Annotated in this window: 20 protein-coding genes; 13 read left to right on the plus strand and 7 right to left on the minus strand. The window is 71.2% G+C overall.

Annotated features, from left to right (window positions below; genetic code table 11):
* Positions 1-187: 187 nt before the first annotated feature.
* The 4 genes from ABZ656_RS42415 to ABZ656_RS42430 form a co-directional block, all read right to left on the minus strand.
* Positions 188-1,201 (minus strand): 3-methyladenine DNA glycosylase, encoded by a 1,014-nt coding sequence (locus ABZ656_RS42415; protein WP_101404824.1) that lies wholly within the window; start codon positions 1,199-1,201, stop codon positions 188-190.
* Between the two features lie 239 nt (positions 1,202-1,440).
* Positions 1,441-2,751 carry a coenzyme F420-0:L-glutamate ligase gene (locus tag ABZ656_RS42420; RefSeq protein ID WP_360275763.1) on the minus strand — a complete coding sequence of 437 codons (1,311 nt, stop codon included), beginning with the start codon at positions 2,749-2,751 and terminating at the stop codon, positions 1,441-1,443.
* Positions 2,748-3,707 (minus strand): 2-phospho-L-lactate transferase, encoded by a 960-nt coding sequence (cofD, locus tag ABZ656_RS42425; protein ID WP_101404826.1) that lies wholly within the window; start codon positions 3,705-3,707, stop codon positions 2,748-2,750. Before cofD ends, ABZ656_RS42420 begins: the two co-directional genes overlap by 4 nt.
* A 62-nt stretch (positions 3,708-3,769) precedes the next feature.
* Positions 3,770-4,261: a cysteine dioxygenase family protein gene (locus ABZ656_RS42430; protein WP_054229209.1), complete on the minus strand. Its 492-nt coding sequence runs from the start codon at positions 4,259-4,261 to the stop codon at positions 3,770-3,772.
* 706 nt (positions 4,262-4,967) lie between these two features.
* On the opposite strand from ABZ656_RS42430, the gene ABZ656_RS42435 reads away from it, so the two are divergent.
* The 3 genes from ABZ656_RS42435 to ABZ656_RS42445 all read left to right on the plus strand — a co-directional run bounded on the left by ABZ656_RS42435 (position 4,968) and on the right by ABZ656_RS42445 (position 10,588).
* A complete protein-coding gene (locus ABZ656_RS42435) occupies positions 4,968-5,231 on the plus strand; it encodes a WhiB family transcriptional regulator (RefSeq protein ID WP_003975777.1) in 264 nt (87 codons plus the stop codon).
* Positions 5,232-5,417: 186 nt separating this feature from the next.
* Positions 5,418-9,092 carry a glycosyltransferase gene (locus ABZ656_RS42440; RefSeq protein WP_101404828.1) on the plus strand — a complete coding sequence of 1,225 codons (3,675 nt, stop codon included), beginning with the start codon at positions 5,418-5,420 and terminating at the stop codon, positions 9,090-9,092.
* On the plus strand, positions 9,089-10,588 hold the full coding sequence (locus ABZ656_RS42445) for a DUF5719 family protein (protein WP_360275768.1): 1,500 nt from the start codon (positions 9,089-9,091) through the stop codon (positions 10,586-10,588). Before ABZ656_RS42440 ends, ABZ656_RS42445 begins: the two co-directional genes overlap by 4 nt.
* Positions 10,589-10,669: 81 nt before the next feature.
* Here ABZ656_RS42445 and ABZ656_RS42450 read toward each other — a convergent pair whose 3' ends face one another.
* The gene (locus ABZ656_RS42450; protein WP_101404830.1) at positions 10,670-11,119 is read right to left on the minus strand and encodes a metallopeptidase family protein; all 450 of its coding nucleotides are present in this window, start codon (positions 11,117-11,119) and stop codon (positions 10,670-10,672) included.
* Positions 11,120-11,471: 352 nt separating this feature from the next.
* Between ABZ656_RS42450 and ABZ656_RS42455 the strand changes: the two genes are divergently transcribed.
* From ABZ656_RS42455 to ABZ656_RS42495, 9 genes are all read left to right on the plus strand, one after another.
* Positions 11,472-11,846 (plus strand): DUF3499 domain-containing protein, encoded by a 375-nt coding sequence (locus ABZ656_RS42455; protein ID WP_211118721.1) that lies wholly within the window; start codon positions 11,472-11,474, stop codon positions 11,844-11,846.
* 187 nt (positions 11,847-12,033) lie between these two features.
* Entirely contained in the window at positions 12,034-13,650 is a 1,617-nt protein-coding gene (locus tag ABZ656_RS42460) for an L-lactate permease (protein WP_360275784.1), read from the plus strand.
* 147 nt (positions 13,651-13,797) lie between these two features.
* Positions 13,798-15,159, plus strand: coding sequence for a phosphomannomutase/phosphoglucomutase (locus ABZ656_RS42465; protein ID WP_101404832.1), 1,362 nt, complete (start codon positions 13,798-13,800; stop codon positions 15,157-15,159).
* 699 nt (positions 15,160-15,858) lie between these two features.
* Positions 15,859-16,029, plus strand: a complete 171-nt coding sequence (locus tag ABZ656_RS42470; RefSeq protein WP_075027380.1) for a Trm112 family protein — start codon at positions 15,859-15,861, stop codon at positions 16,027-16,029.
* Between the two features lie 81 nt (positions 16,030-16,110).
* Positions 16,111-17,238: an SIS domain-containing protein gene (locus ABZ656_RS42475; protein WP_101404833.1), complete on the plus strand. Its 1,128-nt coding sequence runs from the start codon at positions 16,111-16,113 to the stop codon at positions 17,236-17,238.
* Positions 17,239-17,320: 82 nt separating this feature from the next.
* Positions 17,321-18,472 (plus strand): mannose-6-phosphate isomerase, class I, encoded by a 1,152-nt coding sequence (manA, locus tag ABZ656_RS42480; protein ID WP_360275773.1) that lies wholly within the window; start codon positions 17,321-17,323, stop codon positions 18,470-18,472.
* 141 nt (positions 18,473-18,613) lie between these two features.
* Positions 18,614-19,594, plus strand: a complete 981-nt coding sequence (locus tag ABZ656_RS42485; RefSeq protein WP_101404835.1) for a cation diffusion facilitator family transporter — start codon at positions 18,614-18,616, stop codon at positions 19,592-19,594.
* Positions 19,595-19,916: 322 nt separating this feature from the next.
* Positions 19,917-21,374 (plus strand): adenosylhomocysteinase, encoded by a 1,458-nt coding sequence (gene ahcY, locus ABZ656_RS42490; RefSeq protein ID WP_101404836.1) that lies wholly within the window; start codon positions 19,917-19,919, stop codon positions 21,372-21,374.
* Between the two features lie 99 nt (positions 21,375-21,473).
* Positions 21,474-22,088, plus strand: a complete 615-nt coding sequence (locus ABZ656_RS42495) for a hypothetical protein (protein WP_101404837.1) — start codon at positions 21,474-21,476, stop codon at positions 22,086-22,088.
* Between the two features lie 28 nt (positions 22,089-22,116).
* Here ABZ656_RS42495 and ABZ656_RS42500 read toward each other — a convergent pair whose 3' ends face one another.
* Complete coding sequence (locus ABZ656_RS42500; protein ID WP_360275778.1) at positions 22,117-23,127, minus strand: RDD family protein; 1,011 nt, start codon at positions 23,125-23,127, stop codon at positions 22,117-22,119.
* A 119-nt stretch (positions 23,128-23,246) separates the two neighbouring features.
* On the opposite strand from ABZ656_RS42500, the gene ABZ656_RS42505 reads away from it, so the two are divergent.
* The gene (locus ABZ656_RS42505; protein ID WP_101404839.1) at positions 23,247-24,254 is read left to right on the plus strand and encodes a stage II sporulation protein M; all 1,008 of its coding nucleotides are present in this window, start codon (positions 23,247-23,249) and stop codon (positions 24,252-24,254) included.
* Positions 24,255-24,459: 205 nt separating this feature from the next.
* Here the strand turns inward: ABZ656_RS42505 and ABZ656_RS42510 are convergent.
* Positions 24,460-24,694, minus strand: a 235-nt coding sequence (locus ABZ656_RS42510) for a hypothetical protein (RefSeq protein WP_360275781.1), incomplete at its 5' end; no start/stop codon positions are given.

Here is a 24,694-nt window from a genome sequence, read left to right on the forward strand (position 1 = left end):
CCCTGGCCCGTATCACTCCGGGCCCGTATCACTCAGCCCGTCCGGCGTTTGAGGACGAGGCCGTTCAGGCCGATGCGGGGGTCCAGGGGGCGCAGCGCCCCTGGCGGGGTCGAAGGGGTGGAGCCCCTGGAGGATGGGACGGGTAGGGGCGGCGGGGGCGAGATCTCCCGGCCCGCACCCGGGGCGACTACAGCCGCCCGATATCCCCCCGCGGCATCCGCGGAACCCGCCGAGCAGGCGTCCGCCCCGACAACAGAATCAACCGAGCCGCCCGATGCCGCTGCCCGGCATACGGCTCCAACAGGGAAAGCATCACGGAGTCGTCCGCATCCCGATCCCCCGCCAGCGCATACCCCACGATCCCCGGCAGATGAAGATCCCCCACGGTCACCGAATCCGCCGCCCCATGACTCCGCTGCACGGTCTCCGCCGACGTCCACGGCCCGATCCCGGACACCAACTCCAACCGAGCCTGCGCGGCCCCCGGCTCCATCCCCGCCGCCTCCTCAAGCCGCCCCGCCACCCGAACGGCCCGCAGAATCGTCGACGCCCGCTTGTTGTCGACCCCGGCCCGGTGCCACTCCCAGGAGGGAATCAGCGCCCACGTCCGCGGCGCCGGCACGACGGACATCCGCTCCGGCGCGGGCCCCGGCGCAGGCTCCCCGAACTTCCGTACGAGCAACCGCCACGCCCGATACGCCTCGTCCGCCGTGACCTTCTGCTCCAGAACGGACGGAATGAGCGACTCCAGCACCAGCCCGGTACGCACCAGTCGCAACCCCGGCCGCCGATGCCGCGCGATGGCGACCAGCCGATGACGAGGCTCGAAGGCATCGGGATCGTCGGCCGAGCCGAGCATCTCGGGGAGCTGTTCGAGCAGCCATTCGCTCCCCGGCCCCCACGCCTCACCCCGCACCACCCCGCCCCGCGCCGAGACCCGCAGTGTCCCGGCCCCGGCAGGCGTCCGACTGGTCCGCCACACGGCCCCGTCCGGCGTCGCACGGAAGGTCGGATCACCGGGCCCACGGCGCAGCGGTCCGAGCACGAGCCCGAGATCGACCGGCCAGGGCGGCGTCCAGGTGCGGGTACGCCCAGGTGCGACCGCCTGCCGAGGCACCCCGCCGGAGGCGTCCGCGGGCACGGCGACATGCCCGCCGCGCACAGTCGTACGCGTCGGCCGAGGAGCGAAACGTCCAGCCACGAAAAGGGTCCTAGGAAACTCGGGGTGCCCTACGAGAGTAGGCGCTCACCCTCTCCGAACACCCGACTCGCGACGCACACCACTCGCGACGTACACCACTCTCACCGCACCCGGCCGAAGACTCTCCGTGCTCCTCGACAAAAGCTGTCACCACCTCGGCAACCACTCATCACCACGCCTCGACAAGGTCTGTCACCGCACCTCGGCAACCACTCATCACCGCATCTCGGCAACCAGTCTCACCGCACCTCGACAAACGCCCCGGCATCCCGTTCGGGCCGAGCCCGTGGCTCCTGTGCCGCATGTCCGACCGCCACGGCCCCCATCGGATCCCACCCCTCCGGCAGTTCCAGCACGTCCCGCACGACATCCCGGCAGAACATCGTCGACGACACCCACGCGGACCCGAGCCGCTCTCCGGCCAGCGCGACGAGGAAGTTCTGCACCCCCGCGCCGACGGCGACCACGAACATCTCCCGCTCGGCCCCGTCCCGTCGCGGATCGCCGTACGTGTGCGACCCGTCCATGACGAGACACGGCACCACGAGGTACGGAGCGTTGCGCAGCACATCACCGCGCCGTACCCGCTTGGCGATCGACTCCTCGCTCTTCCCGTCCCGCCGCAGATCCGCGATCCACGCGTCCCGCATGGCGTCGAGGAGCCGCGTACGCGACTCCTCGGACTCCAGGAGCACGAACCGCCAGGGAGTGGTGTGATGCGGCGCGGGAGCGGTGACCGCCGCGGCCACGGCCCGCCGCACGGCGGCCGGATCCACCGGCTCGTCGGTGAAGGCCCGTACGGTACGCCGCTGGGTCACGGCCTCCCGTACGGCCTCCGAGGTGCCGAGCCGGAACATGTCGTCGCGTGCGCCCCGCACCATCGCCCGCGTCCCCTCCCCGTCGTCCTCGGTCACCACATGGGGCAGCCCGCGCACGACGGCGACGGGCAGCCCGGAGGCCTTGCCCTTGACCAGGTCACCGGCGGCGGCGAGCTCGTCGGCGGTGGCGACGACGGTGGCGCTCAGCGGATTGCCGTGCGCGTCGCTGCCGCCGCGCAGATCGTCCAGCACCCGTACGCCCGCGGCGCCGATGGCGACATCGGTGAGTCCGGTGCGCCAGGGCCGCCCGAAGGTGTCGGTGATCACGATGCCGACGTCGACCCCGAGGGTGTCGCGCAGCCCGTCCCGGATGGCCCGCGCGGAGGCGTCGGGGTCCTCGGGCAGCAACAGGACGGTCCCGGCGGGGGTGTTGGAGGCGTCGACCCCGGCGGCGGCCATCACGAGCCCCTGCCGGTTCTCGACGATCCGCAGGGTCCCGCGGCGCGCCACGACCCGTACGGTCTCGGCGTCGATGGCGGCCTCCCGGTCGGCGGCCTCGACCAGGCGCCCCTCGGCCTTGGACACGATCTTCGAGGTGACGAGGAGAACGTCCCCGTCGACCAGCCCGGGCTCGGCGACGGCGATCAACTTGCCGAGGTCGTCACCCTGTCGAACCTCGGGGAGCCCGGGCAGCGCCCAGACCCGGTAACCGGGGGAGAGCTGTCCGCTCAAGACGTCCGCACCTCCTCCGCCAGCGTCAGCGCCTCACGCGCCATCTGCGCCGCGGTGTCCAGGTCGGACATCATCAGCGGCACGGCCCGGCACCGGATCCCGGCCGCCTCGACCCGCTCCACGGCGGACGCGTCCACCGTGTCGACGAGCCAGCCGTCGAGGAGCCCCGAGCCGTAGTGCTCGGCGACCGCGGTGGCCGTGGACTCGACGCCGACCGCCGCCAGCACCTTGTCGGCCATGCCCCGCACGGGCGCGTCGCCGACGATGGGGGAGAGGCCCACCACGGGCACGCCCGCGTCGGCGATGGCCTCCCGGACGCCGGGCACGGCGAGGATCGTGCCGATGGACACGACCGGGTTGGACGGCGGGAAGAGGATGACGTCCGCCTCCGCGATGGCTTCCAGGACACCCGGTGCGGGCTTGGCCTGTTCGGCGCCGACCGGTACCACGGCCTCGGCCGGCACGGAGGCCCGCAGCCGCACCCAGTACTCCTGGAAGTGGATCACCTTGCGCCGGCCGTCGATCTCGACGGCGACATGGGTCTCCACGCGGTCGTCGGACATGGGGATGAGCCGGACGCCCGGTTTCCAGCGGTCGCACAGGGCTTCCGTGACCGCGCTGAGCGGATAGCCCGCGCTCAGCATCTGCGTCCGCACGATGTGCGTCGCGAAGTCGCGGTCGCCGAGCCCGAACCACTCGGGCCCGACCCCGTAGGCCGCGAGCTCCTCCTTGAGGTGGAAGGTCTCGTCGGTCCGGCCCCAGCCCTGTTCCTCGTTGATGCCGCCGCCGAGCGTGTACATCACCGTGTCGAGGTCCGGGCAGACCTTCAGGCCGAAGAGATGGATGTCGTCGCCGGTGTTGCCGATGACCGTGATGTCCGCGTCCGGCACGGCCCGCTGGAGACCACGCAGGAACCGGGCACCACCGATACCGCCTGCCAGAACCACAATGCGCATGGGGTTCAGTCTGGCAGGCGGGTACGACAACGCGTGAGGCGGTTACGAGACCGCGGGCGCCCTCAGGCCGTGACGACGGCCGGGGCGCACTGGGCCGAATGCATCGGCATCTCGGTAAGACCCGGGTAGTAAACGTGCAGGCTCACGGCCGGTTCCAGCGAGTCGTTCACGACCTCGTGGATGTACCCCGGCGCGAACACCCGCTGGGATCCTGCCCCCAACGCGCGGGTGTCGCGCTCCGTGCGCTCGGTCAATGCGCCCTCCAGGACGGTGAGTACGCCGGAGGAGCGCCCGTGATCGTGGAGTCCGCTGCCCTGTCCGGGCACCCAGGACAGCAGCCACACCTCGTAGCCGGGTCCGGTGCGCAGCCGGTGGTACCAGCGGGAGGTCGCGTCGTACTGGACGAGGTGCTCCCACTGGGAGCGGTCGGCGGCGATGGAGCGGGCCAGGCCGACGAACTCGGACACGGTGGCGGGGTGCTCGCGCGGCGGCTGGAGCAGGTGCGGTACTTCGAGGATGTCGCCGGCGATCTGGAGGTCGCTGTCGCTGTTCATGGGTGCGGTGGTTCCTCGGCGGAGAGCTGGGGTGTCGCGGGGCCGTTTCCGTCCGGATCACGGACGGGGAGGGTGCCCTGGTACGGGCGATCGCCCCGTGAGCGGGGCGGGGATTCGCCTCAGTGGCGGCGAGGCAGCCGGAGCGCGGTACGGCTCAACAGCTGGGACAGCAACAACAGCTACAGCGAGCGCGGGCAGCACCGTGGGACCCGGCGGTGCGGGTCGAGGTGAGTGCCAAGTTCGCGAGCATGCCCATAAGGACATCGGTTCACACCTCGGCTGTCAACTTCATGTCCGCTATGTGGGAGATGTTTCACCTCATTCGGTTCATCTGTGTGGCGAAAGGTTTGCTCTGGAGCCACCCCGGACACATGGCGCACAACCGGGCGCGCAAACCTCGATGCGATCCCGTGATCCAAATGTGATCCGGTTCGCTTCGGAGTCCGCGTCGGAACGAGATCGAACTTCTGGGCGTCCTTCCCGGTAGCGGGTCGGAAGTCCGGACGGGCCCCTTGAGACTGTCGAGGTTTATGCCGATTTGAACACTTTCCGCATAGCCTTGGTTCCGCAGAGTGAATAAGGGGCTCAATAGCAGATCTCGGCTTGACTGGCCCGGATCGGCACACTTGTAATTTCACTCGTGTCGTTCAGCCGAAATCGGTAACGGCAGCATCACGGGGACGCGAAAGACAGACGAGGGGCGCACATGACCGAGCTGGTGCAGCAACTGCTGGTCGACGACGCGGACGAGGAACTCGGCTGGCAGGAGCGCGCGCTGTGCGCCCAGACCGACCCCGAGTCCTTCTTCCCCGAGAAGGGCGGCTCCACCCGCGAGGCCAAGAAGGTCTGTCTCGCCTGTGAGGTCCGCTCCGAGTGCCTGGAATACGCGCTCGCCAACGACGAGCGGTTCGGCATCTGGGGCGGTCTGTCCGAGCGCGAGCGCCGAAGGCTGAAGAAGGCCGCCGTCTGACCGCACGGCGCGCACCCCTCGTACCGATACCGGCAGGTAAGAACGGCCCGTCGCAGGTGGGTTATCCACAGGCGGCGGGCCGCTGTGTTGCCCAGCCGTTAGTGTGGGCCCTCGTCCGAGACGTCCCGCTGTCCCCGCCGGACACAGGCGTCCACCGCAGTCCATCGAACCGGGGCCCGTACCTCGATGTCCGTGCACAGCCATTCGGCAGTCCAACACGACGCCGCCACACCTGAGTATCCGCGCCACGTGGTGACCGCGGTCCTCGTCTCCCACGACGGCGCCCGCTGGCTGCCCGAAGCGCTCGCCGGGCTGCTCGGCCAGGAGCGCCCGGTGCAGAACGCGGTGGCGGCCGACACCGGCAGCGCGGACGACTCCGCCCTGCTGCTGACCGACGCACTCGGCGCCGACCGGGTGCTGCACCTCGCCCGGCGCACCGGTTTCGGCCAGGCCGTCGAGGAGGCCATCCGCGGCGCCGGCATGCTCACCCCGGACGACCTGCCGTATCTGAAGCGCCCCAGCGGCTGGGACCCGGTCACCCGGACCTGGCGCGACGACGCCTACGACATGCCGGAGCTCCCGCACGGCGAGCCCGAGCAGTGGCTCTGGCTGCTGCACGACGACAGCGCCCCCGAGCCCGACGCCCTGGCCCAGATGCTCCGGGTCGTGGAGAGCGAGCAGGAGTTCGGCAGGGAAGTCGCCGTGGTCGGCCCCAAGCTGCGCGGCTGGTACGACCGGCGAGCGCTCCTGGAGGTCGGCGTCACCATCGCCAACTCCGGCCGCCGCTGGACGGGCCTGGACCGCCGCGAGCAGGACCAGGGCCAGCACGACCACGTCCACCCCGTGCTCGCCGTGTCCACCGCCGGCATGCTGATCCGGCGCGACGTCTTCGAGGAACTCGGCGGCTTCGACCGCCGACTGCCCCTGATGCGTGACGACGTCGACCTGTGCTGGCGCGCCCAGGCCGCCGGGCACCGCGTCCTCGTCGCCCCCGAAGCGGTCGTCCGGCACGCCGAGGCCGCCTCCCGCGAGCGCCGCACCGTCGACTGCGTGGGCCGCACCGCCGCCTCCCCGCACAAGGTCGACAAGGCGGGCGCCGTCTACACCCTCCTCGTCAACGCGCGTACGGCACAGCTGCCCTGGATCCTGATCCGGCTCGTCCTCGGCACCCTGCTGCGCACCGTCGCCTACCTCGTGGGCAAGGTCCCCGGACAGGCCGTAGACGAGATCCGCGGCCTGTTGGGCATCCTGCTGCGCCCCGAGCGGATCCTCGCGGGCCGCCGCAGACGCGGTCGCCCCCAGGTCGACAAGGGCGAGCTGCGCGCCCTGTTCCCGCCGCCCGGCGCCACCGTGCGGGCCACGGTCGAGCAGGTCGCGGGCAACTTCATGGGCAGCGACGACCCCGACGCCACCACCGGCGCCGGACGGCACGGCGGCGCGGTCGAGTCCGGACCCGGCGGCGACGACGCCGACTTCCTCCAGATCGAGCAGTTCGCCCGGCTCAAGCGCATCGCCCGCAACCCCGGCCCGATGCTCTTCCTGGTGCTGCTGTTCGTCTCCCTCCTGGCCTGCCGCGGCCTGCTCGGCAGCGGGTCGCTCGCGGGCGGCGCGCTGCTGCCCGCGCCCGCCGACGCTTCCGAGCTGTGGTCGCGCTACGCCGACGGCTGGCACCCGGTGGGCGCCGGCGGCACGGAGACCGCGCCGCCGTACCTCGCGCTCGTCGCCCTGCTGTCCTCCCTGCTCCTCGGCTCCACCGGGCTCGCGGTCACCGTGCTCCTGGTGGCCTCCGTTCCGCTGGCCGGCTTCGCCGCGTACTTCGCCTCGCGCCCCCTCGTCGAGTCGCGCCTGCTGCGCGCCTGGGCGTCAGTGGCGTACGCCTTCCTGCCCGCCGCAGCCGGCGCCCTCGCCGGCGGCCGCATCGGCACCGCCTTCCTCGCGATCCTGCTGCCGCTCATCGCGCGCGCGGGCATCGCCGCCAGCGGGCTGGCGCACTCCTCCGGAGCGCGCGGCAGCTGGCGTGCCACCTGGGCGTACGCCCTCCTGCTCACGTTCACCACGGCGTTCACGCCGATCGTGTGGCCCATCGCGCTGGTCCTCGGAATCGCCCTCCTCGTAGTGCGCCGAAAGGAGATCACCGCTTATGGGCCGCGTTTCCTGGCCCAGCTCGGCACCCCGCTGCTGGTCCTCGCCCCCTGGTCGCTGACGCTGCTCCCGTTCGGGTTCTTCAAGGAAGCCGGGATGCCCTACGGCGCGAGCGCGGCCTCCGCGCTCGACCTGCTCGGCGCCAGCCCCGGCGGTCCCGGCACGGTCAGCGGGCTGATGCTCATCGGCATCGTGCTGGCGGCCCTGGCCGCCCTGATGCGCAGCGAGCGGCAGCGAGCGGTGTGGGCCGCCTGGGCCGTTGCCCTGGTGGCGCTCGTCTTCGCCGTGCTGTCCAACAAGTCGGCCTGGGCGGGACCCGCCACCCTCGTCTACGGCCTCGCGCTGCTCGCCGCCGCCACGATCGGCGCCGACGGGGCACGCGCGCGGGTGGCCGAGCAGAGCTTCGGCTGGCGTCAGCCGGTCGCCGCGCTCATCGCGTTCGCCTCGGCCGCCGGCCCGCTGCTGGTGGCAGCCGGATGGGTCCTCGGCGGCGCCGACGGTCCCGTGGAGCGCCGCGACCCGGTGCAGGTGCCCGCGTTCGTCGCCGAGGAGAGCGGCACCCGCGACCAGGCCCGCACCCTCGTCCTCGACAGCGACTCCGGCGCCCGTGTCGGCTACACCCTCGTCCGCGGCTCCGGCGCCCGCATGGGCGACGGTGAACTCGCGGCCGAGGGCGGCGAGAACAAGAAGCTCGACAAGGTCGTCGCCAACCTCGTCGCGGGCTCCGGCGCCGACCAGGCCAACCAGCTCGGCGGCTTCGCCGTGCGCTACGTCCTGGTCCGCAAGGGCGCACCCCGCGAGATGAGCCGCGTCCTGGACGCCACCCCGGGCCTGACCCGGCTCAGCCAGCAGGACGGCAGCGCCCTGTGGCGCCTGGACAGCCAGGTCTCGCGCGCCTCGATCGTCCCCAAGTCCGGCGAGGCCCTGTCCATCGCCGCCGGACCCGTCGAACTGCACACCACCATCCCCTCCGGGGGAGAGGGCCGCGTACTGCGCCTCGCCGACACGGCCGACGCGGGCTGGACGGCGGCCCTGGACGGAAAGCCGCTCACCCGCACCACCGTCGACGGCTGGGCGCAGGGCTTCGAACTGCCCGCGAGCGGCGGCAGGCTGGACGTCACCTTCGACGCCCCGATGAGCCACACCGGCTGGCTGTGGGCCCAGGGCGCGCTCGCCGTCGTCCTTGTGGTCCTCGCCCTGCCCGGGCGGCGCCGTGACGTCGACGACGACCTCCCCGAGGAGCCGGTCGTCCCGGCCCAGGACGCCACGGGCGAGGGCCGCCGCGCCCGCCGTCTGCGCGCCCAGGCCGAGGCCGAGGCGGAGCAGTCCGACCAGGCCGTCCAGGAAGAGGGCGCCCTTCCTCCTCCGGAGGAGGAGGCCGAGCAGACGCCCGCGTCGGTCCCGCAGCAGCAGGCGTACGACGAGTGGGACTCATCGACCTACGCGGGCGCCGAGTACGGCACCTACGGCGGCGAGCAGTACCAGGGCCGGCAGCAGTACCCGGCGGGCACCTACGAGCAGCCGTACCAGGCGGACCCCTACCAGGCGGGCCAGTACGACCCGTACGCCTACGGGGGCACGGCACCGTACGACCCGATGCAGACGTACCAGGGCTACGACGGGACCGGCCAGGGCTACGACGCCGCCTACGACCCGAACACGCCGCCGCAGCCGCCGCACGGCACCGACAGTGAGCGCCCCGACGGGAGCCAGCAGTGAACCGCACCACCCTGTCCCTGATCGCCGGCGCGACCGCGCTCGCCGCCGTCACCGGATTCGCCTCGCTCAACGCGCCGGCCGCCTCCGGCGACAACAGCGCCAAGGCGGCCACCCAGCAGCCCGTGGAGCGCACCAGCCTCCTCTGCCCGCAGCCCAGCACCTCCGAGATCGCGGAGACGGCGTACACGTCGTTCACGCCCGTCACCCAGGGCGCCGCCGACAGCGGCAAGGCCGAACTGCAGGCCGCGGCCGAGGAGTCGGCGGACTCCGCGAGCGGCAAGAAGACCGGCAAGAAGACCGTGAAGGCCGCCCTGAAGCCGGCGCAGCCCGGTAAGCCGGCCACGGGTGACGGCTCCGGAGCCGAGCCGCCCGCCCTCGTCGGCACCGCCGAGGGCAAGTTCGCGCCCGGCTGGACCGTCCAGGAGACCACCGCGGTCGCCGCGGGCACCGGCCGCGGTCTGCTCGGCACCAACTGCACCGCCCCGGACACCGAGTTCTGGTTCCCGGGCGTCAGCACCGCCACCGGCCGCACCGACTATGTGCACTTGACCAACCCCGACGACTCGGCGGCCGTCGTCGACGTCGAGCTGTACGGCAAGGACGGCACCCTCAAGTCCACCGTGGGCGAGGGCATCACGGTCCAGCCGCACGCCAGCGAGCCGCTCCTGCTGAGCACGCTCGCGAGCGGGCAGCAGACCGACCTCACCGTCCACGTGACCGTCCGCAGCGGTCGCGTCGGCGCCGCTGTCCAGGCCCTGGACGACAAGATCGGCGGGGACTGGCTGGCCGCCTCCACCGACCCGGCGGGCAGCCTCGTCATGCCGGGCATCCCCAAGGACGCCACGGCCGTGCGGCTGGTCGCCTTCGCACCCGGCGACCAGGACGCCGACCTGAAGATCCGCCTCGCCTCGCCCTCGGGCCTGATCACACCGGCCGGGAACGAGACGCTGCACGTCAAGGCCGGCATGACCGCGGCGGCCGACCTCGGTGACGTCACGCGCGGCGAGGCGGGCTCCCTGGTGCTCACCTCCACCGGAACCTCGGCACCGGTCGTCGCGGCCCTGCAGGTGGTGCGCGGCAAGGGCAGCAAGCAGGAGATGGCGTTCATCCCGGCCACCAGCCCGGTCGGTGCGCGCGCGACGGTCGCCGACAACAGCTCCAAGGGCACCACGCTCGCCCTGTCCGCCCCCGGCCGGAGCGCCCAGGTCAAGGTCACCGCGTCCGCCGGCAGCGAGGGCGGTACGGCGGCGACGAAGACGTACATGATCAAGGGCGGTACGACCCAGGACATCGACGCACCGGTCCCGGCCGGTCTCAAGGGGACGTACGCCCTGACGGTCGAGCCCGTCTCCGGAGGCCCCGTCTACGCCTCCCGGACCCTCGCCTCCGCCCAGGAGGGTGTCCCGGGGTTCACGATCCAGACCCTCCCGGACGACCGCGGGACGGTGGCGGTGCCGGAGGCGGACCAGGATCTTTCGGTGCTGCTGAAGAAGTGATTCCGTACGGGTGATCCACCGGGTCCTCAAGGGGGACCCGGTGGCGCGCCGGCCGTGCTCCCGGTAGCGCTCGGGCGGGCCTCAGTCCTCGCCGTAGCGCGGGTCCACCGTCTCCGGTGTCAGTCCCAGCAACTCCGCGACCTGCTCCACGACGACCTCGTGCACCAGCGCCGCGCGCTCGTCGCGGCCCTTGGTGCGGATCTCGACCGGGCGTCGGTAGACGACCACACGCGCGGGATGGTCCTCGAACGCCGGGATCGTGCCCCCCAGAGGCACCGCCTCGTCGCTCCAGCTCTCGCCTGCCCCGCCGAGGCGGGGCACTTCGAGGACCATGAAATCGATGTCGGCGAGTTGGGGCCAGCGCCGCTCCAGCCGCTCCACGGAGTCCTGCACCAGGTCCGCGAAGACCTCGGCGCGGCTCGCGGCGAGCGGCACCTGGGGCGGCGCGACGGGGCCGCGCATGCCCCTTCCGTGGCGATCACGACGGCGGGGCCCGGGTGCGGCGGCGGTGGGCGGTACGGGGGTGTCCATCACTGACGAAGAGTAGTCCCCACGAGGTCCGCGCGCCCGGCCCCCACGCGGCGGCCCGCGGCCCGGGGCAGGAAGCCCGGCGCACGTTCCGGATGTCGCAGGATGACCATTCCAGCCAAGCTTGGGCTCGATTCCGTATCACTCCAGGACCGTCGCTCACATGGCAATTGACGTGGTTTGCACCAAGTGGTGACCGGATTCAGGTCTGTTCGGCATCTCGCCACGGGATGTCGCCCCAGGTCAGAACGGGCGGTCCGAAGACTTGTGTGGGCGGACTCACAGCACGACACGGTGGGGTGACCGGGGGGAGAGTCGTCGCGGCCCGCTCAAGAGTGCGGTACCGTCCAACGTCGTGAGCCCTGTACGTCGCTGTTCGCGAACCGCTTGCGGCCGCCCCGCCGTCGCGACGCTGACGTACGTCTACGCCGACTCGACCGCGGTCCTCGGCCCGCTCGCCACCTACGCCGAACCCCACTGCTACGACCTGTGTGCCGAGCACTCCGAGCGCCTCACCGCGCCGCGCGGCTGGGAGGTCGTCCGGCTCGCCGACGCCTCCGCTCCCTCCCGCCCCAGCGGTGACGATCTGGAAGCGCTCGCCAACGCGGTGCGCGAGGCGGCCAGGCCGCAGCAGCGCACCGCCGAGGCCGGTGGCGGCGCCCGCTCGGCGGATCCGATGGAGGTCGCGCGCCGCGGCCACCTACGGGTGCTGCGCTCGCCGGACAACTGAGCGTCCGCCCCCTCCGTATCCAGGGGCGTATCCAGGGGCGACCCCACTGAGCTTCCTCCATCGGCTCCATCGAGTCGTGCACGCCCATTGACGAGGGCTTGTCGCGGACACGACCATTTTCCCGTCCGCGAGAAAATGCTTTCCGCATCGCGGAATCCCCCGCGTGGCGGAATCCGGGGAGGCGCCCGTGTACGTCCAGAAACTGGAACCCGTGGCCGACTCGCTGGGCCTCTCCGCCCTCGTGGCGACCCTGCCCCTCGTCATCGTCCTCGTCCTGCTCGGCGGCGTCCGCATGAAGGCGCACCGGGCCGGACTCATCGGCCTCCTGGCCGCCTCACTGGTCGCCTGGCTCGCATACGGCATGCCGGTCGGCCAGACACTCTCCAGCGCCGCCCAGGGGGCCGTTTTCGGCCTCTTCCCCATCCTGTGGATCGTCGTCAACGCCCTGTGGGTGTACCGGATGACCGTCCGCACCCGGCACTTCGACGTCCTGCGCCGCTCGTTCGGGCGGCTGTCCGACGACCCGCGCATCCAGGCACTTGTCGTCGCGTTCTGCTTCGGCGCGCTCCTGGAAACACTCGCGGGCTTCGGCGCGCCCGTCGCGATCTGTTCGGTGATGCTGGTCGCGCTCGGCTTCGACCCGGTGCGCGCGGCCGTGGTGGCACTCGTCGCCAACACCGCACCGGTCGCCTTCGGCGCGATGGGCACACCGGTCGTCACACTCGCCCAAGTCACCGGCCTGCCACTGGATTCCGTCGCCTCCGTGGTCGGCCGTCAGACCCCGCTGCTGGCCCTCGTCGTGCCCCTTGTACTCGTCGGGCTGGTCGACGGCCGGCGCGGGCTGCGGGAGACCTGGGTGCCCGCCCTGGTGTGCGGAGTCGCCTTCGCCGCCGCCCAGTTCGCCGCCTCGAACTACGTCTCCGCGCAACTCGCCGACATCGGCGCGTCCTTGGCGGGCGCCGCCGCCCTGGTCGCCGTACCGCACGCGCGCAGGCCCGCCGCCGAGCCCGTACGAGCGGCGGTCCTGACCGGCGTACGCAGCGAGGACCTGGACCAGGAGGACCCGCGCCCCGAGGTCGCGCGCGCGTACGCCCCGTACGCGCTGATCGTCGTCATCTTCTCGATCGCCCAGATTCCGGCGGTCAAGGACCGGCTGGCGCACGCGACCCGTACGTACGACTGGCCCTTCCTCGACGTCGTCACCCCCGAGGGCAAGCCCGTCGGGGGCAATGTCCTCACGCTCCCGCTCGTGTCGACCGGCGGCACCCTCGTCCTGCTCGCCGGACTGTGCACGGCCGTCGTACTCGGGGTGCACGCGCGTGTGGCGGTCGAGGAATGGGCGGCGACGGTACACGAGTTGAGGTTCGCGATCCTGACCGTGACGTCCGTGCTGGCCCTCGCCTACGTCATGAACCTCTCCGGACAGGCGGCCACGATCGGCCACTTCGTGGCGGCGGCCGGAGCGGGGCTCGCCTTCTTGTCACCCGTTCTGGGCTGGTTCGGCGTGGCGGTGTCCGGCTCCGACACCTCGGCGAACGCCCTTTTCGGTGCCCTCCAGGTGAGCGCGGCCCACGAGTCGGGGCTGTCTCCCGAACTGCTCGCCGCCGCCAACAGTTCGGGCGGAGTGCTCGGCAAGATGATCTCGCCGCAGAACCTGACCATCGCGTGCGCGGCGGTCGGGCTCGAGGGCCGTGAGGGCGACCTGCTGCGCAAAGTGCTCCCGTGGAGCGCCGGGCTGCTGCTGATCATGTGCCTGATCGTGCTGGGCCAGAGTTCACCGGTCCTCGGCTGGATGCTGCCCTGACGGCCGGATTCGACCCCGCGCGTTACCCCCGGGTGACGTTCGGGGCTCCCAGATGACGGGTGAGCGTCCGATCGGCCCCTTCACGGCGGGCTGTCAGCCGGTACGGGTAGTTTGGGGCGACCGAAGTGGACTTCTGGAAGGTTGGCCGTGACTGCTGATCTGTCGCAGCTCGTGAAGGCGTACGACGTACGCGGGGTGGTCCCGGACCAGTGGGACGAGTCGATGGCCGAGCTGTTCGGGGCGGCCTTCGTCCAGGTGACCGGAGCGGACGCCATCGTGATCGGGCACGACATGCGGCCCTCGTCGCCCGGCCTGTCGCGCGCCTTCGCACGCGGAGCCGCGGCACGCGGTGTCGACGTGACCGAAATCGGCCTGTGCTCCACCGATCAGCTGTACTACGCGTCCGGTGCGTTCAACCTGCCGGGCGCCATGTTCACGGCCTCGCACAACCCCGCCCAGTACAACGGCATCAAGATGTGCCGCGCGGGCGCCGCCCCGGTCGGACAGGACACCGGCCTGGCCGAGATCCGCGAACTCGTCGAATCCTGGCTCGACTCGGGCCTCCCGGCCTCCGACGCGACACCAGGAACGATCACGCAGCGTGACACGTTGGAGGACTACTCGGCGTACCTCCGCTCGCTCGTCGACCTGACCCACATCCGCCCCCTGAAGGTCGTGGTCGACGCGGGCAACGGCATGGGCGGGCACACGGTGCCGACGGTCTTCGAGGACCTTCCCCTCGACCTCGTACCCATGTACTTCGAACTGGACGGCACGTTCCCGAACCACGAGGCGAACCCGCTGGACCCGGCGAACATCGTGGACCTCCAGCAGCGCGTGCGCGAGGAGAGCGCCGACATCGGCATCGCCTTCGACGGAGACGCGGACCGCTGTTTCGTCGTCGACGAGAACGGCGACCCGGTCTCCCCGTCCGCGATCACCGCCCTGGTCGCCGCTCGCGAACTCGGCAAGCACGGCGGCGGCACGGTCATCCACAACCTCATCACCTCCTGGTCGGTGCCCGAGGTCGTCCGCGAGCACGGCGGCACCCCGGTCCGCACCCGCGTCGGCCACTCCTTCATCAAGGCCGAGATGGCCCGCACAGGCGCGATCTTCGGCGGCGAGCACTCCGCGCACTACTACTTCCGCGACTTCTGGAACGCCGACACGGGCATGCTGGCCGCCCTGCACGTCCTCGCCGCCCTCGGCGGCCAGGACGGCCCGCTCTCCGAGCTCGTCGCCGAGTACGACCGCTATGTCGGCTCCGGCGAGATCAACTCCACGGTCGACGACCAGGCGGCCCGTCTCGCCGCGATCAAGGCCGCGTACGAGGGCCGCGAGGGTGTCACCATCGACGAGCTCGACGGTCTGACCGTCACCTCGGACGACTCGTGGTTCAACGTCCGCCCCTCCAACACGGAGCCCCTCCTCCGCCTGAACGCCGAGGCGAAGGACGAGCCGACGATGGCGAAGGTACGCGACGAGATCCTGGAAATCATCAGGGGCTGAACACCCCGGGTGCCGTTTCCCCCCGACGGTTGTTCGACCGGGGTGCGCGGGGATCCGCTCGCGCGGTTCCCCGCGTCCCGAGGCGGAGTGCTTCGTCCGCGGACGGGTGGGGGCTGACCGCGCAGTTCCCCGCGCCCCCGAAAGCCCCGGCCCACACGGCGTTGCCAGCCCGGGGCCGGGGCCGAAAGCCAACCCCCACCCGGCGCGTGAGGACAAGGCCAAAGACCGAACCCCACCCGCCCCGGTCTCCATACCTTCAGCCTGTCTGGCGTTTGAGGCTGAGGTGGGAGGCCGATGTCCCACCCGCCCCGGTCCACCCGCCCCGGCCTCCATACCTTCAGCCTGTCTGGCGTTTGAGGCCGAGGTGGGAGGCCGATGTCCCACCCACCCCCGTCCACCCGCCCCGGCCTCCATACCTTCAGCCTGTCCGGCGTTTGAGGCTGAGGTGGGAGGCCGATGTCCCACCCACCCCGGCCCGCGCCATTCAGCCCGTCCGGCGTTTGAGGACGAGGCCGTTCAGGCCGATGCGGGGGTCCAGGGGGCGCAGCGCCCCTGGCGGGGGTGAGGGGGCGGAGCACCTGGGGATGGGTCGGGTAGGGGCGGCGGGGGCGAAATCACCACGTCCACACACCCCGGCACCCCACCCCCCACAGCGGTACGCTGACCAGGCCGCATCCACCTTGTTCGAAAGGACACCCCATGCCGCTCGAAGCCGGCCTCCTGGAGATCCTCGCCTGCCCGGCCTGCCACGCCCCGCTCAAGGAGCAGGAGAGCGAGCTGCTCTGCACGGGCCAGGACTGCGGTCTCGCCTACCCGGTCCGGGACGGCATCCCCGTACTCCTCGTCGACGAGGCCCGCCGCCCCGGGTAAACACCCCCACCGGCGACACCCACCCCACAGGCGAATCAGGCGACAGAGGCAACACACCGGCGATCGGGAGGCTGCCGACCCATGCTCGACGAATCGCTGCTCGACGACCCAGAGGCGCTCGCCCGCGCCGACCGTCGCGAGCTGCTCCGGGGCGCCGCGGAGGCCGGCGCCCGCGTGCGTACCGCGGTCCGGCACGCCACGGAAGCCGGAATCGCGGAACTGAAGCCGGACGGCCGCCCACGCGCCGTCCTGATCGCCGGCCCCGGCCTGGCCGCCACCGGCGTCGCCGAACTGCTCGGCACACTCGCCGGAGCCAGCTGCCCCATCACCCGGCTCACCCCCACCGGCGTCGCCCCCGCCTCCGGCGCCCTCCGCTGGGAGCTGCCCGGCTGGGCGGGCCCGGTGGACCTCCTGCTGATCGCCACCCCCGACGGCAGCGAACCAGGCCTCGAACTCCTGGTCGAGCAGGCATACCGGCGCGGCTGCTCCGTCGTAGCGGTGGCCCCCGCCGGCACCCCGATCGTGGAGGTGGTGCAGGGCACGCACGGCCTGTTCGTACCGATGGCGACCGCCCCGTACGAACCGATCGAACCTCTCGCGGCCTCCGCCCCCGGCGTCCTGTGGGCCCTGCTCACCCCGTTGCTCGCACTGCTGGACCGCACCGGCCTGGTCTCCGCCCCGCCCGAGGCGCTGGAGAAGGTCGCCGACCGCCTCGACCGCGTCGCCGAACGCTGCGGCCCGGCCATCGCGCCGTACAGCAACCCGGCCAAGACGCTCGCCGCCGAGCTCGCCGAAGCACTCCCGGTGATCTGGACGGAGGGCACCTCCGCGGGCCCCGCGGGCCGCCGCTTCACCGCCGCGCTCGCGGAACTGGCCGGCCGCCCCGCCCTCACCGCGGAACTCCCCGAAGCGCTCGCCGCCCACAGCGTCCTGCTCTCGGGCGCGCTGGCCGCGGCCGCCGACCCCGACGACTTCTTCCGCGACCGCGTCGAGGAGCAGCAGGTCCTCCACGCACGCGTGGTCCTCCTGCGCGACCGCCCGGCCGGCGGCCTCACCGCCGGGCCCGCCGCCCGCGAGCTGGCCCTCAGCCACGACACCGCGATCAGCGAGCTCGAACCCGAGGAGGGCGGCGACCTCGAAACCCTCGCGGAACTGATCGCCGTCACGGATTTCGCCGCCGTTTACCTGGCGCTCGCTTCAGGGGCCTGATCTTGTAGCCGGGCATCCCGACCGGCCCCGGCCGACCGGGACTCTTGACCAGCGCAGCGCACGTACGGAGAGAACGACACACATGGACCGCCTCGACAACACCGTCCGCCCCTACGCCTGGGGCTCGACCACCGCCATCCCGCGGCTGCTCGGCGTCGAGCCGACCGGTGAACCGCAGGCGGAGATGTGGATGGGCGCCCACCCGGGCGCTCCCTCCCGCACGGCGCGCGGTCCCCTCGACGAGGTCATCGGCGAGGACCCCGAGAAGGAACTCGGCCGTGCGGCCGTCGCCAAGTTCGGCCCCCGCCTGCCGTTCCTGCTCAAGATCCTCGCCGCGGGCGCACCGCTCTCCCTCCAGGTGCACCCCAACCTCGAACAGGCGAGGGAGGGGTACGAGGACGAGGAGCGCCGCGGCATCCCGATAACCGCCTCGCACCGCAACTACAAGGACGCCAACCACAAGCCCGAACTGATCTGCGCCCTCACCGAGTTCGACGGCCTGTGCGGCTTCCGCAGCCCCGACGAGGCCGCCGACGTGCTCGCGCGCCTGGACGTCGACTCCCTCAAGCCGTACGTCGACCTCCTGCACGCCCACCCTCAGGACGCGGCGCTGCGCGAGGTCCTGACGGCGGTGCTGAGCGCGGACCCCGACGACATGGCCCACACGGTCACGGAGGCCGCGGCCGCCTGCGACCGTCTCGGCGGCGCCTACGCCCCCTACGCCGACATCGCCCACCACTACCCGGGCGACCCCGGCGTGATCGCCGCGATGCTCCTCAACTACGTCCAACTCCAGCCCGGCGAGGCTCTGTTCCTCGGCGCCGGCGTCCCGCACGCCTATCTGAACGGCCTCGGCGTCGAAATCATGGCCAACAGCGACAACGTCCTGCGCTGCGGCCTGACCCCCAAGCACGTCGACGTCCCCGAACTCCTGCGCATCGTCCGCTTCGAGGCGAGCGACCCCGGCGTCCTGCGCCCGGAGGCGTCCCCCGACGGCGAGGAGGTCTACGCGACCCCCATCGACGAGTTCCGCCTCTCCCGGTACACCCTCGCGGAGGGCGCCGCCCCGCACGACCTCACGCGCGACACCCCACAGATCCTGCTCTGCACGGCGGGTTCCGTACGCGCCGACGGCAACCCGCTCGCCCCCGGTGAGTCGGTCTTCGTACCGGCGGGAGAAAAGGCGGAGGTGTCCGGGTCCGGCACGATCTTCCGTGCGACAGTGGTGGCCTGACGAGGCGACTGTGACGGCCAGACGTACCGCCGTCGGACCGGGCTGCAACAATGGCCCACCGCAAAGGGCGGGCAAAGCCCGGACCGGCGTACGAGGGTACGAACGGGGCCCGGACGGCGTACGAAGGGACAGCAGGAGCACATGAGCGCTTCAGGCGGCACCAAAGCGATCGTGGCGGCACTCGGCGCCAATCTCGCGATCGCGGCATCGAAGTTCGTGGCGTTCGCCTTCAGCGGTTCGTCCTCGATGCTCGCCGAGGGCGTCCACTCGCTCGCAGACTCCGGCAACCAGGCCCTGCTCCTGATCGGCGGCAAAAAGGCCCAGCGCGAGGCGACCCCCCAGCACCCCTTCGGCTACGGCCGCGAGCGCTACATCTACGCCTTCCTCGTCTCGATCGTCCTCTTCTCGGTCGGCGGCATGTTCGCCGTCTACGAGGGCTACGAGAAGATCAAGCACCCGCACCAGATCGAGCACTGGTACTGGCCGGTGGGCGTCCTGGTGTTCGCGATCATCGCCGAGGGCTTCTCCTTCCGCACGGCCATCAAGGAGTCCAACGAACTGCGGGGCACGCACTCCTGGTCGCAGTTCATCCGCCGCGCCAAGGCCCCCGAGCTGCCGGTCGTCCTCCTGGAGGACTTCGGCGCGCTCATCGGTCTGGTCCTCGCCCTCGGCGGCGTCGGCCTCGCCCTGCTCACGGACGACGGCGTCTGGGACGGCATCGGCACGCTCTGCATCGGCATCCTGCTCATCCTGATCGCGCTGGTCCTCGCCGCCGAGACCAAGTCCCTCCTGCTGGGCGAGGCCGCGGGCGTCGAAGAGGTCAAGAAGATCGAGGCCTCGATCGTCGACGGCCACACGGTCACCGGCATCATCCACATGCGCACACTCCACCTCGGCCCGGAGGAGCTCCTGGTCGCCGCGAAGATCGCCGTCCAGCACGACGACACGGCCGCCGAGGTCGCCACCGCGATCAACGCCGCGGAGTCCCGCATCCGCGCCGCCGTCCCGATCGCCCGCGTGATCTACCTGGAACCGGACATCTACAGCGAGGCGGAGGCCGCGAAGGGCCCCAACCCCGAAGCGACCCCCGGGGGCCCCGCCCAGACACCGTCCGAACACTGACCCGCCCGGCACCCACCCGCCCGAAGACGAGCCCCACACCTTGTCCGGGAACGTCCGTTGGCCGGAGCCGGACTGGGGCGGCCCGGGGCGACCGGTGTAGCTTGGTGGCTGAGCCAGACGTCGCTGCTGATGGCGGTCGGGCGGTCCCACCGCGGACCGGCCGAGGGAGAGAGGGCCTCCGACGGACTGCGCTGCGCGCACCAGGCACACCTGTGTCCTGCTGTGGGGCACGTCCGTGCCCTGCTCGGGCATGCGTATGTCCGCGCCGCGCAGACAGCCGTATCCACCTCGCCCCAATCCAGACCACGAGGAGCAGCTCGCAATGACGACTGTCGACAACCGACAGGACTTCAAGGTCGCCGACCTCTCCCTGGCCGAGTTCGGCCGCAAGGAGATCACCCTCGCCGAGCACGAGATGCCCGGCCTGATGTCGATCCGCAAGGAGTACGCCGCCACGCAGCCCCTCGCGGGCGCCCGCGTCACCGGCTCCCTGCACATGACGGTGCAGACCGCCGTCCTCATCGAGACCCTGGTCGCCCTCGGCGCCGAGGTCCGCTGGGCCTCCTGCAACATCTTCTCCACCCAGGACCACGCCGCCGCCGCCATCGCGGTCGGTCCGAACGGTACGCCCGACAACCCGCAGGGCGTCCCGGTCTTCGCCTGGAAGGGCGAGACCCTGGAGGAGTACTGGTGGTGCACGGAGCAGGCCCTGACCTGGCCGAACACCCCCACCGGCGGCCCGAACATGATCCTGGACGACGGTGGTGACGCCACCCTCCTCGTCCACAAGGGCGTCGAGTACGAGAAGGACGGCAAGGTCCCGTCCGTCGACACCGCCGAGTCCGAGGAGCACCGCTTCGTCCTCGAACTCCTGCACCGCACCATCACCGACGGCTCGCAGAAGTGGACCCAGCTCGCCTCGGAGATCCGCGGCGTGACCGAGGAGACCACGACCGGTGTCCACCGTCTCTACGAGATGCACCGCGACGGCACCCTCCTGTTCCCGGCGATCAACGTGAACGACGCCGTCACCAAGTCGAAGTTCGACAACAAGTACGGCTGCCGCCACTCCCTGATCGACGGCATCAACCGTGCCACCGACGTCCTCATCGGTGGCAAGACCGCAGTCGTCCTCGGCTACGGCGACGTGGGCAAGGGCTGCGCGGAGTCCCTGCGCGGCCAGGGCGCCCGCGTGGTCATCACCGAGATCGACCCGATCTGCGCCCTGCAAGCGGCGATGGACGGCTACCAGGTCACGACCCTCGACGAGGTCGTCGACAAGGGCGACATCTTCGTCACCACGACCGGCAACAAGGACATCATCATGGCCTCGGACATGGCCAAGATGAAGCACCAGGCGATCGTGGGCAACATCGGCCACTTCGACAACGAGATCGACATGGCCGGCCTCGCGAAGATCCCGGGCATCGTCAAGGACGAGGTCAAGCCGCAGGTCCACACGTGGAAGTTCCCCGACGGCAAGGTGATCATCGTCCTGTCCGAGGGCCGCCTGCTGAACCTGGGCAACGCCACCGGCCACCCCTCGTTCGTGATGTCCAACTCGTTCGCGGACCAGACCCTGGCCCAGATCGAGCTGTTCACCAAGCCCGACGAGTACCCGACCGACGTCTACGTGCTGCCCAAGCACCTCGACGAGAAGGTCGCCCGCCTCCACCTCGACGCCCTCGGTGTCAAGCTCACCACGCTCCGCCCGGAGCAGGCCGCGTACATCGGCGTAGAGGTCGAGGGCCCGTACAAGTCGGACCACTACCGCTACTGAGCACCCCGCCGAGCAGCGGTACCACCGCTCGGCGTACGGATGTCAGCAGGCCCCTGCCCCCGTGGCGGGGGCCTGTCCCCGATGAGGACCTGAACGCCCATGCCCCGCGGTCGTTATTCGCTCCATGATCCGCACGATCACACCCCCCTCGCCGAAGAACACTTCCACTGCGCGCCCGGCCCCTCCGGCTGGCGCTATGTCTCCCAACTGACCACCCCTTCCGGCGACCATGCCGGCTCCGTCGACCTCGCCCTCGACGAGCTCGGCCGCCCCATCCGTCTCGAACTGCACGCCGCGAGCTGGCAGGTGCGTGCCGCCGCCCTCGACGGTGTGACGTGGGTCCGCACCGACCCCACCGGCACCGAGGCCACCGAAGGTAACGTCCGCGCCCACGCCTTCACCGGCACATCCCCCGCCTTCCTCGTCGCCACTGCCCGTCTCCTGCGCCTCACCCCCGATGCCCCCGCAACCCGTGTACGCCTCGTCGCCTTCACCGACCCGGTCCTCGCCCCGCGCACCGTCGACCAGTCCTGGGCCTTGATCTCGAGAGAAACACACGCCACTGACAACGGCCCCCTGGCCGTGGACGAATACCAGGTCACAGCCCTGGACACGGGGGATCAGTACGCCGTGCACCTCGCGGGAGACGTGGTCCTGGCGGCACCTGGCATGGAGCTCGAGCACCTCGAATCCCCGCCGTCGGTCTTCGCCTGACGACGCCGGGACACGGTTCGGAGCGGGTTCAGGCGGGCGGCGCGAACCCGGTCGACGGGCGTTCGACCGGCTCGTCCCGCGGTACCGCGGGCGGCGCCTGCTGCGCCGACGCTGCCGGACCCTCCGAGGCCCGGGACGCCGAGGGATACGGGTCCCGCGCCGAAGCGGGCCAGGAGGCACCCGCCTGCGGATAGAAGTGAGCGCCTGGCTGCCCCATGACAGGACCGCCGCCCGCGCCGGGCACCCCGGCGACGAACCCGTCCGGGGCCCCGGGCACCGCCGGAGCGCTCCCGCCGCCGAAGGCCCGCCGAGCGTCACGAGCCTGCCGTTCCTGCACCACGGCCGCCAGATAGGCGGCCGCCGGCACCCCCTGCGGCGCCGGAGCCCCCGTATGGGCGGCCAGATCGGACGCGAGCCGCTCCGCCATCGCCCCGCCGACCTGAGGGTCCAGCTGCCGCATCCGCGTCAGGTACTGACGAATGGCCAGCCACAAGCCGTCCGGCACGGCCGACAGATCAAGTCCGGAGAACCGTCCCGCCAGCCAGGGCGGTGGCGGAGGCACGAAGGCTGTATGTCCGACGGGAATGCGTTCCCGCACGACGAGGGTCCCCGCGAACACGTCACCGAGCCGCCGTCCCCGAGCCGACACGAGCGAGGCGATGCACGCGATGATGCCGAACGTCATCAGAATCTCGACCACACCGATCGCACCACGCACCAACGCGTGCCGGAACCGGATGGGCCCGCCGTCGTCCCGCACCACCCGCAGCCCGAAGGCCAGCTTCCCCAGCGAACGGCCGTGACTGAGTGTCTCCACCGCGATCGGGCCGCCCACCAGCAGCAGAACGAAGCTCGCGATCGACACCGCGATCCGCGCCGCATCGTCCAAGGCCGCCGTCGCGGCCAGCAGGCCGATGGTGACGATCAAATAGGCGGTCATCGACACGGCCAGATCGAGCAGCACGGCCAGCGCCCGGCTCGGCAGTTTCGCGGGGCGCAGCTCCAGCGCCACCGCCTCGCCCGTCACTAGCTCACTCACACTCGCCGTCCTTCCCCTGACCTGCCCTGAGAACGGTCAGTCTGCCAAGCTGAGGGCACATCGCGCCGCAGTACGACAAGCTGACACGCAGTACGAGAGGACGAGGAGCAGCAGAACCGATGGACCTCGACGTCTTCGTGTCCGCCCACCGCGCAGAGTGGGACCGTCTCGACGCCCTGCTGCGCCGCCAACGCCGGCTCACGGGAGCCGAGGCCGACGAACTCGTCGCCTTGTATCAACGTACGGCCACGCACCTCTCCCTGATCCAGTCCAGCGCGCCGGATCCGCAGCTCACCGGACGTCTGAGCCAACTGGTGGCACGCGCGCGTGGGGCCGTGACGGGCAACCGCCGCGCTTCGTGGCGCGATGTCACCCGCTTCCTCACGCACGGTTTCCCGGCGGCGGTATACCGATCACGCCACTGGTGGGTCCCCACGGCGCTCCTGTCGACCCTGGTCGGCGTCGTCCTGGGATGGTGGATAGGCACGCACCCCGAGGTCCAGTCCTCGATCGCGGCCCCCAGCCAGCTGCGCCAGCTCACACGCCCCGGCGGCGAGTACGAGACCTACTACTCGAGCCACCCGGCCGCGTCCTTCGCGGCCCAGGTCTGGACGAACAACGCCCAGGCCGCCGCGATGTGCCTGGTCCTGGGCATCTTTCTGGGGCTACCGGTTCTCTGGATCCTCTTCCAGAACATGCTCAACCTCGGCGTGGGCATAGGCCTGATGTCGTCGGCGGGCCGCCTCGACACCTTCCTGGGCCTGATCCTTCCGCACGGCCTCCTGGAGCTGACCGCCGTCTTCGTGGCGGCGGGCACCGGTCTGCGACTGGGATGGACCCTGATAGACCCAGGTCCCCGCTCGCGCCGCACGGCACTCGCCGAAGAGGGACGCGCCGCTCTCGGTATGGCGATCGGCCTGGCTCTGATCCTCTTCGTCTCGGGCGCGATCGAAGGCTTCGTCACCCCGTCCGGTCTCCCCACCTGGGCCCGTGTGGGCATAGGAATCGCCGCTGAACTGGCCTTCCTCGCGTACGTCTATGTCCTGGGCGGTCGCGCAGTACGGGCCGGCGACACCGGTGACGTCGACGAGTCCGAGCGCAGCGCGACTCTTCCGACGGCCGCCTGATGTGCGTTCACCCCCGTTGACCTGCTAGTCTCCTCTTCGCCCCACAGGAGCCGTTGACACGGAGCCGGTGGGGAGGTAGATTCGAACAGTTGCCTAGAGCTGGACAACTCCAGACGGTGGCAGTTGGGATCTGTCAGCTTCTTGTGAATGCGATTCCCGAGAAGCACCTCCCGATTATTCAGGACTGAGCAGCCGGTAAGACCGGTCAGAAACTTCTGATAAAGTCGGACTCGCCGAAAGAGAGCCGGAAGGCGATCGAATAGGCAAAGGCCCTCCAACGGCCACCGGAAATGAATTCCGACCGGAAACGGAACGGAAAACGGATCTGGTAAGGTTGGAAACGCAGAAGGGAAGCGCCCGGAGGAAAGCCCGAGAGGGTGAGTACAAAGGAAGCGTCCGTTCCTTGAGAACTCAACAGCGTGCCAAAAATCAACGCCAGA

The sequence above is a fragment of the Streptomyces sp. NPDC007095 genome (genome assembly GCF_040634475.1).
GTDB lineage: Bacteria > Actinomycetota > Actinomycetes > Streptomycetales > Streptomycetaceae > Streptomyces.

What these genes read in the sequence shown, in the direction of transcription:
- ABZ656_RS42495 (WP_101404837.1), top strand. Translation starts at nt 21,474, where the DNA reads ATGCCCCGCGGTCGTTATTCGCTCCATGATCCGCACGATCACACCCCC.
- ABZ656_RS42485 (WP_101404835.1), top strand. Translation starts at nt 18,614, where the DNA reads ATGAGCGCTTCAGGCGGCACCAAAGCGATCGTGGCGGCACTCGGCGCC.
- ahcY (WP_101404836.1), top strand. Translation starts at nt 19,917, where the DNA reads ATGACGACTGTCGACAACCGACAGGACTTCAAGGTCGCCGACCTCTCC.
- ABZ656_RS42475 (WP_101404833.1), top strand. Translation starts at nt 16,111, where the DNA reads ATGCTCGACGAATCGCTGCTCGACGACCCAGAGGCGCTCGCCCGCGCC.
- ABZ656_RS42440 (WP_101404828.1), top strand. Translation starts at nt 5,418, where the DNA reads ATGTCCGTGCACAGCCATTCGGCAGTCCAACACGACGCCGCCACACCT.
- ABZ656_RS42450 (WP_101404830.1), bottom strand. Translation starts at nt 11,119, where the DNA reads ATGGACACCCCCGTACCGCCCACCGCCGCCGCACCCGGGCCCCGCCGT.
- ABZ656_RS42430 (WP_054229209.1), bottom strand. Translation starts at nt 4,261, where the DNA reads ATGAACAGCGACAGCGACCTCCAGATCGCCGGCGACATCCTCGAAGTA.
- cofD (WP_101404826.1), bottom strand. Translation starts at nt 3,707, where the DNA reads ATGCGCATTGTGGTTCTGGCAGGCGGTATCGGTGGTGCCCGGTTCCTG.
- ABZ656_RS42505 (WP_101404839.1), top strand. Translation starts at nt 23,247, where the DNA reads ATGGACCTCGACGTCTTCGTGTCCGCCCACCGCGCAGAGTGGGACCGT.
- ABZ656_RS42470 (WP_075027380.1), top strand. Translation starts at nt 15,859, where the DNA reads ATGCCGCTCGAAGCCGGCCTCCTGGAGATCCTCGCCTGCCCGGCCTGC.
- ABZ656_RS42435 (WP_003975777.1), top strand. Translation starts at nt 4,968, where the DNA reads ATGACCGAGCTGGTGCAGCAACTGCTGGTCGACGACGCGGACGAGGAA.
- manA (WP_360275773.1), top strand. Translation starts at nt 17,321, where the DNA reads ATGGACCGCCTCGACAACACCGTCCGCCCCTACGCCTGGGGCTCGACC.